The following is a 13,559-nucleotide window of genomic DNA, read 5'->3' on the forward strand; positions in this document are numbered from 1 at the left end:
AACGAACAACATCAACACAAGGGGATTGTCCGGCCGAGATGTGAAGTGGATACTTCGAAGTATGTCCTTCGCATCGGAAGAACAACAGCGCGACGACTGGCGCGACGTCTGGGTCGCCGCCAGCGCCCGGGCGGTCTCCCTCGCCGGCGACTTCCTCGCCGCGACCGCGCTGGTCCTGGCCCTCCAGCAGCGCGGCGACGACGGCTTCGGGGTGGCCGCCCTCCTGCTGGCCAGCACCGTGCCGATGGTGCTGCTCGCCCCGGTGGGCGGGCGCCTCGCCGACCGGTTCGACAGCCGCCTGCTGCTCACCACGGTCGGCCTGGCACAGGTGGTGTGCTGCGTGGGGATGGCCTTCACCACGAACACGGCGGCGCTGGTCGCCCTGGCCGCGCTGCTGTCGACCGGGCTCGCGATCAGCCAGCCGACGTTCGTCGCACTGATCCCGGCGATGGTGCGCCGGGCGAGCCTGCCCAGGGCGATGGCGATCGGTCAGACCGCCAACTCGGTCGGCATGATCATCGGGCCGGGACTGGCCGGGTTCCTGGTGGGCGGGTTCGGGCTGCGGCTCCCGTTGCTCCTCAACGCCGTCACGTATGTCGCGGTGGTCGTGGCGGGGCTGGTCCTCCGTACCAGACGGGGTGCGAAGGCCACGAAGACCGAACAGGAGCAGACCTGGCGGCTGCGCCAGGACCCGCTGCTCGTCCGGTTGGTGCCGGCGGCGACGGTGGTGATCGGCGCGATCAGCGTGGTGAACGTGGTGCTGGTGTTCTTCGTCCGCGACACGTTGGACGCGTCGGCGATTGCCTACGGCCTGGTCGACACCGTGCTCACGATCGGGTTGGTGGCCGGTGCCTGGGCGGTGGCCCGGTTCGCCCGCGGCGACGACTCGCTGGCCCTCGGCCTCATCGTGTCGCTGGCCGGGATGGGCCTGGTGTTCCTGGTGGCGTCGACCGTGCCCAACGTGCTGTGGCTGGTGCCGTTGTACATCGTCGCCGGCGGGTTCAACGGTGCGCTGAACTCCGTGGTCGGCCTGCTGATGGCCCGCCGGGTGCCGGCGCGGTCGCGCGGCCGGGCCTCGGGGCTGCTCAACGGCTTCTCCAACGGCGCGGTCGCCGTCGGTTACGTGCTCGCGGGCGTGTTGCTGCAGGTGCTCACCCCACGCCAGTGCGTGGCCGCCGCCGGGCTGGCCGGCGTGCTGACCATGGCTGCTCTCGCGGTCCCCATCCTTCGGGCCGCGAAACGGCCGGAACCGACGGTCGAGCCGCAACCGGCGTTAGCCGCTTCTTAGCTGTTCGGCGACCTTGCGGCAGATCCCCGCGCCGTGGTTCTTGCCCAGGCTGCCCGCATGCCGGGCCATGACGCTCAGCGTCCAGCCCCGGCCGATGGCCATGCACGCGATGTGCCACTGCTTGTCGTCGCGCAGCAGCCAGCCGTTCTTCACCGCGACCTGCTCCGCGGGCGGGGCGATCTCGATCACCCCGAACTTGCCCGGCCCGCGCACCGCGCGCATCTCGCCGAGCAGCCAACCGGTCCACTCCGGGCCGGCCGCGCGGCCGTCGGCGATGCAGGCGGCCAGGCGCGCGACGTCGCGGGCCGACATCTTCGTGAGGCTCCACGAGTTCTGCACGCCGGTGGTCTCGGTGAGCCCGCACATCGAGATCATTCGCTTGATGGACCCGAGGTTGCCGTTGGCCTTGTGGAACTCGAACGTGTACGTGGTGTCGCTGTCGCGGATCATCTTGCTGAGCCGCTGCATGATCACGGCGCTCGGTTTCTGTTTCTTCTCGCCGGCGCGGCGCAGGTAGTCGGCGGCGACCCACGCCTTGCTCATCGAGGCGGTGTCGCTGGGCGCGGCGATGTTGGCCGAGCCGGTGATCGCGCCGGTCGCGGTGTCGAGCAGCGCCCACGACCAGAAACCGGGCGTGTTGATCGCCACCGGTTTGGCGGTGAGGAACGGGCCCGCCGTGGTCGGGCTGGCGGCCGGGCTCGCGGTTTGTGCTTCGGAAGGGGCAACGCTCGGCTCGGGGTAGGTGAAATAGGTGCGGCCGTCGTCGGCCGCGGCAAGAACATAGGGGACGGCCACAGCAGCGCCGATCAGCACGGCGACCACGGCCGTGACGACCAGCACTGCACCCCGCCGCACGGAGCGCAATCTACCTCCGGCGGAGCAGTATTGCGGGGTGACAGTTCGCCGTCCCCGCGTGGGCCACATCCAGTTCCTCAACTGCCTGCCGATCTACTGGGGGCTGATGCGGTCGGGTGCCCTGCTCGACGTCGACCTGTACAAGGACACGCCCGACCGGCTCAACGCCGCTCTGGTCGCGGGAGATCTGGACATCGGACCCATTTCGCTCGTGGAGTACCTTCGTCACGCCGACGAACTGCTGCTGCTTCCGGACCTCGCGGTCGGCAGCGACGGCCCCGTGCAGTCGGTGGTCATCGCGTCGACCCGGCCATTACACGAACTCGACGGCCGTCCGGTTGCACTGGGCTCCACCTCCCGTACCGGCGCCCTGCTGGCCCGGATGCTGCTCGCCGACCGGTTCGGCGTGCGGCCCACGTACTTCAGCAGCCCGCCCGACCTCGGCCGCATGCTCCAGGAGGCCGACGCGGCCGTGCTCATCGGCGACGTCGCGCTCCGTACGGTGATCTCGCCCGGCAACCTGCTGGTCACCGACCTGGGCCAGGCGTGGCGGGAGTGGACGGGGTTGCCCATGGTGTTCGCCGCCTGGGCCGTCCGCCGCGATTTCGCTCTCGCGCACCCCGGCCTCACGAAGGACGTCCACGAGGCGTTCATCCGCTCCCGCGAACTCTGCCTCGACGAACTCGACGACGCCGCCACGGCCGCCGCACGGTGGGAGCCGTTCGACGCCCCCACGCTGGCGACGTACTTCCGGGTGCTCGACTTCTCGCTGGGCGAGCGCCAGGTGGCCGGCCTCCGCGAGTTCGCCCGCCGGGCCGCCGACCGCGGCGAGGCGCCGGCCCTTCCGGCGGACGGTCCCGTCTTCTTCGCGTAGTTCTGTCGCACCCCGCCGCTACGGTTCGCGATCGTGATTCCCGATTCGACGACCCGGTTCATCACCGCCGTGAAGCTGCGCGAGCTCCGGGCCCAACGCGACGAGTTGCGCGGGGTGTACGACGATCTCGCCACCCGGGCGGCGGCTGCCACCGATCCGCACGGGCGGTTGACGGAGCTGGCCACCGGTCTCGGCGACCTCACCCTGGCCGGCCGTACGTTGCACCCGGAGCTGGCCGACCTGCGGGTACTGGTCAACGGGTCGCTGGCCGGTGGCCTCACGTCGCCCGACCTCGTCGAGCGCTGGTCCGCCCGGCTGGTCGACGAGCTCGCCTGCGGGCGCCTGCGGTCGGAGTTCGTGTTCCGGTTCGGGGCGTTGCTGGAGGAGTGGGCCGAGGGCGCCGGCGTTCCCCGGCCCGAGGCGGATCCGTCCGGCCATCGTGAACTCCGGGCCCGGATCCTGGCCCCGGCACCGGCCAACCGGCATCGGGACCTCGTCGACGGGCTGCGGCTCGGGTTCGGTCAACCGGGCGCGGGAACCGACGCGACGTCGACGGCCGTGTCCCTCGGCGATCTCACGCCGGTGCTCCAGGCGCTGGGCGACGAGCAGTACCTGGAACCCGGCCTGCGGGCCGAGGCGCGGCGGTTCGCGGCCGACCAGACGCTCGCCGGTGAGCTGGCCGACGTGCTCACCGTTCTCGGCGCCGACGCCGACGGTCTGCGCTGGCCGGCCGGCGGGGTCGCGACCCGGGCGGTGTGGACCCGGAACCGGTGGCGGCTGTACCCGATGCAGGATCTGCCGATGGCGTGCCTGCACGACATCTGGGCCCGGCGGTTCGAGACCCGGCTGAGCCGGCGGACGCAGCCGGAGCGCGAGTACTCCCACTGGTCGGTGCAGGTGCAGACCCATCGCCGCGACCTGCTGGCCAAGTTGCACCGGATGGGTGGCTACCACGACGACCACGAGGGCTTCAACGTCGCGCTGGCCCTGATCGACGCCGAGCTCGAACTCGACGCGGCCGCGTTCGGCCCCCGGCCGATGTACCTGGTGAAGCTCGACATCCGCGACTACTACGCGAGCATTCCCCACGATCTCCTGATGACGGTCCTGCGGAAGATCGGCCTGCCGGACCGCGACCTCGAGCAGGTGGCGGCCTTCCTGGCGATGCCGTTGGCGCCGGAGCCGGCCGACGATCCGGAACCGCCCCGGGCGCGGCGGGGCGTTCCCCTGGGCTACCGGCTGTCCGACGTGCTCGCCGAACTGGTCGGTACGTGCCTGGAGGCGTACGTCGAGGCCCGCACCCCGGTCCGGATCATCCGTCGGGTCGACGACATCTGCCTGCTCAGCGCCGATCCGGGCGCCGTGGTCGCGGCGTGGCAGCACGTGGCGGACTTCGTCGCCGCCTGTGGACTGACGCTCAACGACGACAAGTTCGGCGCTGTCGCGATCGGCGGTTCACTTCCCGACGCGCTGGTGGGAGCGCCGACGCCCCGGTGGGGCATGGTGACGCTGGACGATCGGGGGCAGTGGGGGCTGCACGAACCGGGCTTCGAGGAGTACCTCGCCCGGAGCCGGCGGCTCGCGTCCGCCGCGGGGTCGGTGCTGTCGAAGGTCGACGTCGTCAACAGCGACCTGACCTACCTGGTCGACGCCCTGGCCGTCGGCACCGACCTCGGGCCGCACCATCGCGCGATGGTGAGCGAGGCACTGCTGCGGTTCCACCGCGACCACGGCGGCCCCGGCCGCAGCATCGTCGACGAGTTGTGCGCCGACATCGAGCGGCTCGTCAGCGACAGCGACGGGCAGGCCGGCCCGATCCCGGAGGCCTGGTTGTACTGGCCGGTCACCGCGGGCGGGCTGGGGTTGCGCGCGCCGCAGGTGCTGGCGGGGCAGTTCGCCGAGGCGTTCCGGTGCCGGAGCCGCGTCGGCCCGCCGCCCGGTCCGGCCGGGCCGGGGTGGGACACCGACGACCACCGCTGGGGGGAGTACTACCAGCACCTGACCGCTCCGTTGTTGCCGGCCGCGCCCCGGGAGACGGCGGCGATGAAGGGCATGGTGGCCGACTTCATCGACCGGGGCTCCACCATCTCGCACGGTCGGCAACGCGGGCTGGCCCCGTACTGGCGGTGGATTCTCACCGTGTACGGGCCCGAGATCCGCGAGCGGTTCGGCACGTTCCGGTTCCTCACCACCGAACTGGTGCCGTTGCGCCTCCTCGGCCGGCGGTGGCAGGGCGCCGGGCCCGAGCAGCACCAGGAGGAACTGTTCGACGACGAGCCGCCGTTCTGATCAGGCGGTGGTGCCCAGTTGAACGGCCACCTGTTTGCAGATGTTGGCGCCGTGGGCCATCCCCAGGTCGACCGGGTACTGGGTCAGCACGCTCAGGGCCCAATCGTCGGTGACGGCGAGACAGGCGATGTGCCACTTGCCGTCCTTGCGGTTGATCCAGCCGTTCTTCACCGCGACCTTGGTGGCCACGTCCGGCGGGAACGCGTCGATGATGCCGAAGCGGCCGGCGCCGCGCACCTGGCGCATCTCGTTCAGGAGCCAGGCGGTCCACTTCGGGCCGGCGGCACGACCGTCGGCGACGCACACGGCCAGCCGGGCGCCGTCGCGGGCGGAGACCTCCGTCGTGCTCCACGAGCCGGACGCGACCGGGCGGCTCTCGGTGAGGCCGCAGGTCCGGATCATGCGGTTGATCGAGGTGCTGCCGCCGTTGGCGGTGTTGAAGGTGTTCGCGATCGCGTTGTCGCTGTCGCGGATCATCTGGCTCAGGGCTTTCAGCCGGGTGTCCTCCACGCCGGCGCCCCGCTCGGCCTGGCGGCGGAGGTAGTCGGCGGCGATCCACGTCTTGATCATCGACGCGGTGTCGGAGCGGGCGGCGAGGTTGGCCGAGCCGCTGAGGGTGCCGGTGCGCCGGTCGATCAGCGCCCACGACCAGAACCCGGCGGTGGTGAGGTCGACCTGTCCGGCCCGCAGGGTACGGGCAGTGCCCGCCGGGGCCGGTTGCACGGCCTGCACCGGCGGCGGCACCGCCGCACCCTCGTCGAGGTTGGCCTCCATCGCGGTTCCCGCACGTGGTGGGCGCTGCCCCGGGGTCTGGGCGGTGCTGACCACGTCGGGCATCAGCAGCATGGCGGCGGCGCTCATGACGACCGCCGCAATGAACGGTGTGCCACGAATAACCATATTTGTACCTTGCCTGGTGGAATGTGAGTTAGCTGCCTTCTTGCGAAACAACACGCTTAACCGGGGGTGAGGTTGCGGTGTTACAGCAGATTGCGATCAAGGCGGGTCGGCTGTAACACTTGCGGGGTGTGCGGCAACGACTTCGCGCCGGACGAAACGGGCCTGCTCGCCGAGGTGGAGCGGGCCGAACGTGCGCTGCTCACAGCGCCGGAGGCGCCCAGGGGCGCGGCGGCTGAGGCACCCACGGGCGCGCTCCACTTCGACGAACTCATCGCCGCCGAGCAGAAGATCGAACCGCGCGACTGGATGCCCGACGCGTATCGGAAGACGCTGATCCGACAGATCGCCCAGCACGCCCACTCCGAGATCATCGGGATGCAGCCGGAGGGCAACTGGATCAGCCGCGCGCCCACGCTCAAGCGCAAGGCGATCCTGCTGGCCAAGGTCCAGGACGAGGCCGGACACGGCCTGTACCTGTACGCCGCGGCCGAGACGCTCGGCATCAACCGCGACGAGCTCGTCGAGATGCTCGTCAGTGGCCGGCAGAAGTACTCGTCGATCTTCAACTACCCGACGCTCACCTGGGCCGACATCGGCGCCATCGGCTGGCTGGTCGACGGCGCGGCGATCGTCAACCAGGTGCCGCTGTGCCGGTGCTCGTACGGCCCGTACGCCCGGGCCATGATCCGCATCTGCAAGGAGGAGTCGTTCCACCAGCGGCAGGGCTACGAGATCCTCTACACGCTGTCGCACGGCACCGCCGGGCAGAAGGCGATGGCGCAGGACGCGGTCGACCGCTGGTGGTACCCGTCGCTCGCGATGTTCGGCCCGCCCGACGGCGACTCCACCCACTCCGAGCAGTCGATGGCGTGGAAGATCAAGCGCTTCTCCAACGACGACCTGCGGCAGAAGTTCGTCGACATGTGCGTGCCGCAGGCCGAGATCCTCGACCTGAAGCTCCCCGACCCCGACCTCCACTGGAACGCCGAGGAGGGCCGGCACCACTACACCCAGCCCGACTACACGGAACTGATGCGCGTGATCAAGGGCGACGGCCCGTGCAACCGGCAGCGCATGGCGCACCGCCGCCGGGCCCACGACGACGGCGCCTGGGTCCGCGAGGCGGCCGCGGCGTACGCCAAGAAGAAAGCAGCCGCATGACGGGCTGGGCACTGTGGGAGGTGTTCGTCCGGCCGCGGCGGGGGCTCTCCCACACGCACGTCGGCAGCGTCCACGCCCCCGACGCGGAGACCGCGCTGCGCAACGCGCGCGACGTCTACACCCGTCGCCAGGAGGGCGTGTCGATCTGGGTGGTGCCGGCCGTCGAGATCACCGCGAGCAGCCCCGACGAGAAGGACGCCTTCTTCGACCCGGCCGCCGACAAGGTCTACCGGCATCCCACGTTCTACGACGTTCCGGAAGGCGCGCCGCACATATGACCGAGCACTCGTGCGAGGGCATCATCAAGCAGAGCCCTCCCGGTCAGGGCGGGTCACCACGGAGTGGGGACCCGGCATGACCGACGCCCTTGCGCTCGCCGACGACGCGTTGATCGCGGCCCAGCGCCTGGCCGAGTGGTGCTCGCGCGGCCCGGAACTGGAAGAGGACATCGCGCTGGCTAACATCGCGCTCGACCAGTTGGGCACCGCGCGCCTCCTGCTCACCCACGCCGGCCAGGAGAATGGCCGGACCGAGGACGACCTCGCCTTCCTGCGCACCGACCGCGAGTTCCGCAACTGCCTGCTGGTCGAACTGCCTGACGGCGACTTCGCGGTCACCATGGTCAAACTGCTGTTCCTCGCGGCGTACCAGAAGCCGTTGTACGAAAGCCTGAGCGAAGACGGAGAGCTGGGTCCGATCGCCGCCAAGGCCGTCAAGGAGAGCACCTACCACCTCGACCACGCCAAACTGTGGACGATCCGGCTGGGCGACGGCACGGAGGAGTCGCACCGGCGGGCCCAGGCCGCGGTCGACGACCTGTGGCCGTACACCCACGAACTCTTCGAGCCCCCGTTCGATCCATTGCGTACGACGTGGCTCGAAACCGTACAGACGACGCTCGAGGAAGCCACGCTGACCCGGCCCGAGGACCGCTGGCGGCCCACCGGCGGCCGGAGCGGCGTGCACACCGAGCACCTCAGCCTCCTCCTGGCCGAGATGCAGGTGCTGCACCGCGCCCACCCGGGGGCGACATGGTGACCGTCGAATCCGCCGTCGAAGCGGCCATCGCGGCGGTACCGGACCCCGAGATCCGCGTCCTCACGATCGCCGACCTCGGGATCCTGCGCGGTATCGAGGTCGCCGCCGACGGCCGGGTGGTCGTGACGATCACGCCCACGTACACCGGCTGCCCGGCCATGGACGTGATCCGTCGCGACATCGTCGCCGCCGCGACCAGGGCCGGCGCCGCCGGGGTCGAGGTCCGCACGGAGCTGTCACCGCCGTGGACCACGGACTGGATCTCGGCCGACGGACGCGCGAAGCTCGCCGCCGCCGGAACTGTTCCGCCACCGGCGACAGCCAAACCGGGCGCGACGATGCTGCGGCTGACCATGCGCTGCCCCCGGTGCGGCTCGCCGGACACCGAGGAGCTGTCCCGGTTCGGGTCCACCGCGTGCAAGTCGCTCTGGCGCTGCCGGTCGTGCCGGGAACCCTTCGACTCGGTCAAGGCGCACTGATGACGGAGGTCGTCGTGCGGCGTCCGGTCAAACGGCGCCCGGTCTTCCATCCGCTGCCGGTGGCGGCCGTCGACCGGCTCACCGACGACGCGGTCGCGGTGACGTTCGCGGTGAGCGAGGACCTGCGGACGGCGTTCGCGTTCCGCGCCGGTCAGCACCTCACCGTCCGCCGCCCGATGCGACCGGGTGAGGTCGACGCGCGGCGGAGCTACTCGATCTGCTCGACGCCGCGCGAGCTCGCCGAGCACGGCCGGCTCCGGGTCGGCGTGAAACTGGTGCCCGACGGCGTGTTCTCCACCTGGGCGTGCGGCGACATGCGACCCGGCGACGTCGTCGACGTGCTGCCGCCGCTGGGCCACTTCACCACCGACTTCGACCCCGCCCGCACGAGGCACTACGGCGCCGTCGCCGCCGGGTCCGGGATCACGCCGGTCCTGTCGCTGGTCGCCACGGCCCTGGCCACCGAGCCCGGGAGCCGGTTCACGCTGCTCTTCGGCAACCGGTACGCGCGCAGCGTCATGTTCGCCGAGGAACTGGCCGACCTGAAGGACCGCTACCCGGCCCGGTTCCACCTGGTGCACGTGCTCTCCCGCGAACCGCAGGGCGCCGACCTGCTCTCCGGCCGGCTCGACGGCGACCGGCTCACGCGGATCTTCGAGAGCGTGCTCGTCGACGCGGCCACGGTCGACGAGTGGTTCCTGTGCGGCCCGTACGGTCTCGTACTCGACGCGAAGGCCGTGCTCGGCGAGCGCACGCGCGTCCACTCTGAGCTTTTTCATGTGGACGACGAGCCGCCGCCGCCGCGCGAACGCCCGGCCACGCCGGGCGCCGCGACCACGGTCACGATCCGGTTGGACGGCCGGGAGTCGACCTTCGACATGGCGCCCGACGCGCGGGTGCTCGACGCGGCGCTCGCGGTGCGGCCGGAACTGCCGTACGCCTGCAAGGGCGGGGTGTGCTCGACCTGCCGGGCCATGGTGGTCGAGGGCCAGGTCGAGATGGCCCGCAACTACGCTTTGGAACCGGACGAAACGGCCAGGGGATACGTTTTGACCTGTCAGTCGGTGCCGATATCGGCCACTCTCGTGGTCGACTATGACGCGTGACCAATCCGTCGGACGGTGAGCCTCGAACAGAGGGCATGCCCCCGCTGTCCCGAGGCCGTGTGTACCGGAGCGAGCCGGTTCCTGAGCCGGCATCCGACCCCAACGAACTGCTGAACCGGGTCGCCCGCGGCGACGAGGCCGCGTTCGCCACCCTGTACGACCTGGTCTCCGCCCGCCTGTACGGCCTGGTACTGCGGGTCGTGCGCGACCCGGCGATGGCCGAGGAGGTGGCGCAGGAGGCGATGGTGGAGGTGTGGCGCGGCGCGACCCGGTTCGACCAGGCCAAGGGCTCGGCGGTGTCGTGGATGCTCACGATCGCCCACCGGCGCGCCGTCGACCGGGTGCGCAGCGAGCAGGCCGCCTCCGACCGGTTGCGGAAGGCAGCGACGGTGGAGGTCGCGTACGACGACGTGGTCGAGCAGGCCACCACGCGGATCGAGCGCCAGCAGGTGCGCCGCTGCATCGCCGGCCTCACCGAGCTGCAACGCGAGGCCGTGCTGCTCGCGTACTACCGGGGGTACACGTATCGCGAGGTGTCGGAGCTGCTGAACACTCCGCTGCCGACGATCAAGACGCGGATGCGCGACGGGTTGATTAGATTGAGGGATTGCTTGGGGGTGACGGCGTGACCATGAGTGACATTCATTCGTTGTCCGGCGCCTATGCCCTCGACGCGGTCGACGACATCGAGCGGGCCGCGTTCGAACGGCACCTGCGCGAGTGCTCGTCCTGCTCGCTGGAAGTGCTCGAGTTGCGGGAGACCGTCGGGCGGCTGTCCGACTCGGTGGCGGTCGAGCCGCCGCCGGGGCTGCGGGCGTCGGTGTTGCAGGCCGTGGCCCGCACGCCGCAGGCTCCGCCGGGTCGCGCCGCGCGCGGGGGGCCGGCCGCGTCGGCCCAGCGCTGGCGCCGCTTCGCCGCGGCGTCCGTCGCGGCCGGGGTGATCGCGGTCGGCATCGGCGCCGGCACGTGGACGGTCGCGAACCGCAACGTCGACGACGCGCGCCGCGCGACCGCGGCCGCCGAGGCGCAACTGGCCAGGGTCGGGCAGGTGCTGGCCGCGCCGGACGCGAAGCAGTACACCACCGCGGCCACCGGCGGTGGCACGGTCACCGTGACGGTCTCCCGGTCGATGAACGCCGCGGTCGCGGCGATGGGCGGCATGCCCAACGTGGGCGCCGGGAAGATCTACCAGCTGTGGATGATCCCGGCGGGCGAGCCGAAGGTGGTGGCCCGGCCGGTCGGCCAGACGCCTCCGGGCGGCACATCCACCATGCAGGTGATGCCGGTCGGCGACGCCGAACTCTTCGGCGTCACGGTCGAGCCCAGGGGCGGCTCCAAGAAACCCACCACCGACCCGGTGGCGCTCATCGCGCTGGCGTAACGTCCAAGATCTTTGGATCGTCCGGACGCCAGACGGCGGCCGCGGCGTTCGCGCGGACCTGTTCCCCGCTGGTGGCCCCCGCGATGACGCTGGCCACGGCGGGCTGCGCGAGCAGGCCGCCGATCGCCACCGCGAGCATCGACACGCCGTTGTCGGCGGCGTACCGCTCGAGCCGCTCGATGGTGTCCCACGGCGCGTCGGCCAGCCAGCGGTTGAAGCCGTCGCCGGCCAGGCGGGTGCCGGCCGGCGCCTGCTCGCCGCGCCGGTACTTGCCGGTGAGCAGGCCGCTCTCCAGCGGGAAGTACGGCAGCAGGCCGAGGCCGAACTTCTCGCACGCGGGCAGCACGTCGCTCTCGACCTCGCGGTTGATCAGGCTGTACCGGTTCTGCGCGCTGACGAACGGGGTGAGGTTGGCGGTGCGGGCGATCCAGGCGGCGTCGGCGATCTGGTGCCCGGCGAAGTTCGAGTGCCCGATGTACAGCACCTTGCCGGCCCGGACCAGGTCGTCGAGGGCGGCCATGGTCTCCTCGACCGGCGTGCCCGCGTCGGGGAAATGGAGCTGGTAGAGGTCGATGCGGTCGGTGCCGAGCCGCTTGAGGGACGTCTCCACGGCCGTGCGGATGTACCGGCGGGCGCCCCGGGCGCCGAGGTCGCGGCCGTTGGTGCCGTGCACGTCGCCGCCGAACTTCGTGGCGATCACGGCGTCGTCGCGGCGCTTGCCGAGGGCGGCGCCCAGCACCTCTTCCGAGTTGTGCGCCTGGTCGCCGTAGATGTCGGCCGTGTCGAAGAGGTTGATGCCCAGGTCGAGGGCGGTATGGACGACATCGGTGGCGCGCTCGTCGTCGATGCGGCGGCCGAAGTTGTTGCAGCCGATGCCGATCGTGGAGACAACCAGGCCGGACGACCCGAGACGGCGGTAAGCGATGTCGGTCACGGCCATGATCCTATGCCGGGCGTTACGCTCGAACCGTGACCCAGGTGATCAGCGACATCCTGCAGCGGGCCGCCGACGGTGGGCGGATCACTCACGACGAGGCCCTCCTTCTCTACACGGACGCACCCCTGCATCCGCTGGGTGAAGCGGCCGACGCGGTGCGTCGCCGCCGGTATCCGGACAATGTGGTCACATACCTGATCGACCGCAACATCAACTACACGAACGTCTGCGTGACGGCCTGCAAGTTCTGCGCGTTCTATCGCGCGCCGAAGCACTCCGAGGGCTGGTCGCACCCGATGGAGGAGATCCTGCGCCGGTGCGGCGAGGCGGTCGAACTGGGTGCCACGCAGGTGATGCTGCAGGGCGGCCACCACCCCGACTACGGGGTCGAGTACTACGAAGATCTGTTCTCCTCGGTGAAGCAGGCCTATCCGCAGCTCGTGATCCACTCGATCGGCCCGAGTGAGATTCTGCATATGTCCAAGGTGTCGTCCGTTTCGATCGAGGAGGCCGTGCGGCGCATCAAGGCCGCCGGGCTCGACTCGATCGCCGGCGCCGGCGCCGAGATGCTGCCGTTGCGGCCGCGCAAGGCCATCGCTCCGCTGAAGGAGTCGGGCGAGCGGTGGCTGGAGGTCATGGAGGTCGCGCACGGCCTCGGCGTCGAATCCACCGCGACCATGATGATGGGGACGGGAGAGACCGCGGCCGAGCGCATCGAGCACCTCCGGATGATCCGCGACGTGCAGGATCGCACCGGCGGGTTCCGGTCGTTCATTCCGTGGACCTACCAGCCCGAGAACAACCATTTGAAGGGACGCACGCAGGCGACCGCCCTGGAGTACCTGCGCCTGATCGCGGTGGCGCGGCTGTTCTTCGAGACCGTTCCGCACCTGCAGTCGTCGTGGCTCACCACGGGCAAGGACGTCGGCCAGTTGTCGCTGCACATGGGCGTCGACGACCTCGGATCGATCATGCTCGAAGAGAACGTGATCTCCTCGGCGGGCGCCAAACACCGGTCGAACCTGCACGAGCTCATCTCGCTGATCCGGTCGGCCGACCGGATTCCGGCCCAGCGCGACACCCTCTACAACCGGCTGGCCGTGCACTGGACGCCCGACGACGATCCGACCGACGAGCGTGTGGTTTCCCACTTCTCGTCGATCGCTCTTCCCGGTGGTGGAGCCGGTCGTCAGCTGCCCTTGGTAGACGCGCGGTAGTTTTGCTTTCACCCACTGTCTCAAGTGGACAGAA

At 70.7% G+C, this 13,559-nt stretch carries 14 protein-coding genes; 11 read left to right on the forward strand and 3 right to left on the reverse strand.

Annotated elements, in window-relative coordinates:
* Nucleotides 1–61: 61 nt before the first annotated feature.
* Entirely contained in the window at nt 62–1,288 is a 1,227-nt protein-coding gene (locus tag Vau01_RS45940) for an MFS transporter (RefSeq protein WP_204006785.1), read from the forward strand.
* On the opposite strand, the gene Vau01_RS45945 is transcribed toward Vau01_RS45940, so the two are convergent.
* Nucleotides 1,274–2,143: a hypothetical protein gene (locus Vau01_RS45945; protein WP_204006786.1), complete on the reverse strand. Its 870-nt coding sequence runs from the start codon at nt 2,141–2,143 to the stop codon at nt 1,274–1,276. The genes Vau01_RS45940 and Vau01_RS45945 overlap by 15 nt on opposite strands.
* 37 nt (nt 2,144–2,180) lie before the next feature.
* On the opposite strand from Vau01_RS45945, the gene Vau01_RS45950 reads away from it, so the two are divergent.
* A complete protein-coding gene (locus tag Vau01_RS45950; RefSeq protein ID WP_204006787.1) occupies nt 2,181–3,017 on the forward strand; it encodes a menaquinone biosynthetic enzyme MqnA/MqnD family protein in 837 nt (278 codons plus the stop codon).
* Between the two features lie 33 nt (nt 3,018–3,050).
* Nucleotides 3,051–5,306, forward strand: coding sequence for a reverse transcriptase domain-containing protein (locus Vau01_RS45955; RefSeq protein ID WP_204006789.1), 2,256 nt, complete (start codon nt 3,051–3,053; stop codon nt 5,304–5,306).
* Here Vau01_RS45955 and Vau01_RS45960 read toward each other — a convergent pair whose 3' ends face one another.
* Nucleotides 5,307–6,167: a serine hydrolase gene (locus Vau01_RS45960; RefSeq protein ID WP_204006791.1), complete on the reverse strand. Its 861-nt coding sequence runs from the start codon at nt 6,165–6,167 to the stop codon at nt 5,307–5,309.
* 165 nt (nt 6,168–6,332) lie between these two features.
* Between Vau01_RS45960 and paaA the strand changes: the two genes are divergently transcribed.
* From paaA to Vau01_RS45995, 7 genes are all read left to right on the forward strand, one after another.
* Entirely contained in the window at nt 6,333–7,367 is a 1,035-nt protein-coding gene (gene paaA, locus Vau01_RS45965; RefSeq protein ID WP_204006792.1) for a 1,2-phenylacetyl-CoA epoxidase subunit PaaA, read from the forward strand.
* On the forward strand, nt 7,364–7,645 hold the full coding sequence (gene paaB, locus Vau01_RS45970; RefSeq protein WP_204006794.1) for a 1,2-phenylacetyl-CoA epoxidase subunit PaaB: 282 nt from the start codon (nt 7,364–7,366) through the stop codon (nt 7,643–7,645). The genes paaA and paaB overlap by 4 nt, the downstream gene beginning before the upstream one ends.
* A 76-nt stretch (nt 7,646–7,721) precedes the next feature.
* The gene (gene paaC, locus Vau01_RS45975; RefSeq protein ID WP_204006796.1) at nt 7,722–8,405 is read left to right on the forward strand and encodes a 1,2-phenylacetyl-CoA epoxidase subunit PaaC; all 684 of its coding nucleotides are present in this window, start codon (nt 7,722–7,724) and stop codon (nt 8,403–8,405) included.
* Entirely contained in the window at nt 8,402–8,884 is a 483-nt protein-coding gene (gene paaD, locus Vau01_RS45980; protein ID WP_239152384.1) for a 1,2-phenylacetyl-CoA epoxidase subunit PaaD, read from the forward strand. Before paaC ends, paaD begins: the two co-directional genes overlap by 4 nt.
* Nucleotides 8,884–9,990 (forward strand): 1,2-phenylacetyl-CoA epoxidase subunit PaaE, encoded by a 1,107-nt coding sequence (gene paaE / locus Vau01_RS45985; protein WP_204006800.1) that lies wholly within the window; start codon nt 8,884–8,886, stop codon nt 9,988–9,990. The genes paaD and paaE overlap by 1 nt, the downstream gene beginning before the upstream one ends.
* A gap of 59 nt (nt 9,991–10,049) precedes the next feature.
* Nucleotides 10,050–10,619: an ECF RNA polymerase sigma factor SigK gene (gene sigK, locus Vau01_RS45990; protein WP_239152386.1), complete on the forward strand. Its 570-nt coding sequence runs from the start codon at nt 10,050–10,052 to the stop codon at nt 10,617–10,619.
* A 2-nt stretch (nt 10,620–10,621) separates the two neighbouring features.
* Nucleotides 10,622–11,371, forward strand: a complete 750-nt coding sequence (locus Vau01_RS45995) for an anti-sigma factor (RefSeq protein WP_204006802.1) — start codon at nt 10,622–10,624, stop codon at nt 11,369–11,371.
* Here Vau01_RS45995 and Vau01_RS46000 read toward each other — a convergent pair.
* Nucleotides 11,355–12,296, reverse strand: coding sequence for an aldo/keto reductase (locus Vau01_RS46000; protein WP_204006857.1), 942 nt, complete (start codon nt 12,294–12,296; stop codon nt 11,355–11,357). The two genes, Vau01_RS45995 and Vau01_RS46000, sit on opposite strands and share 17 nt — an antisense overlap.
* 44 nt (nt 12,297–12,340) lie before the next feature.
* On the opposite strand from Vau01_RS46000, the gene mqnC reads away from it, so the two are divergent.
* Complete coding sequence (gene mqnC, locus Vau01_RS46005; protein WP_204006804.1) at nt 12,341–13,525, forward strand: cyclic dehypoxanthinyl futalosine synthase; 1,185 nt, start codon at nt 12,341–12,343, stop codon at nt 13,523–13,525.
* Nucleotides 13,526–13,559 lie beyond the last annotated feature (34 nt).

The sequence above is a fragment of the Virgisporangium aurantiacum genome (assembly GCF_016863635.1).
Taxonomy (GTDB): Bacteria; Actinomycetota; Actinomycetes; order Mycobacteriales; family Micromonosporaceae; genus Virgisporangium; species Virgisporangium aurantiacum.

Bases quoted from the DNA above. Each gene is read 5' to 3' on its own strand.
- paaE (WP_204006800.1), top strand. From the start codon at position 8,884: ATGACGGAGGTCGTCGTGCGGCGTCCGGTCAAACGGCGCCCGGTCTTC.
- Vau01_RS45960 (WP_204006791.1), bottom strand. From the start codon at position 6,167: ATGAGCGCCGCCGCCATGCTGCTGATGCCCGACGTGGTCAGCACCGCC.
- paaB (WP_204006794.1), top strand. From the start codon at position 7,364: ATGACGGGCTGGGCACTGTGGGAGGTGTTCGTCCGGCCGCGGCGGGGG.
- paaC (WP_204006796.1), top strand. From the start codon at position 7,722: ATGACCGACGCCCTTGCGCTCGCCGACGACGCGTTGATCGCGGCCCAG.
- Vau01_RS45940 (WP_204006785.1), top strand. From the start codon at position 62: ATGTCCTTCGCATCGGAAGAACAACAGCGCGACGACTGGCGCGACGTC.
- Vau01_RS45995 (WP_204006802.1), top strand. From the start codon at position 10,622: ATGAGTGACATTCATTCGTTGTCCGGCGCCTATGCCCTCGACGCGGTC.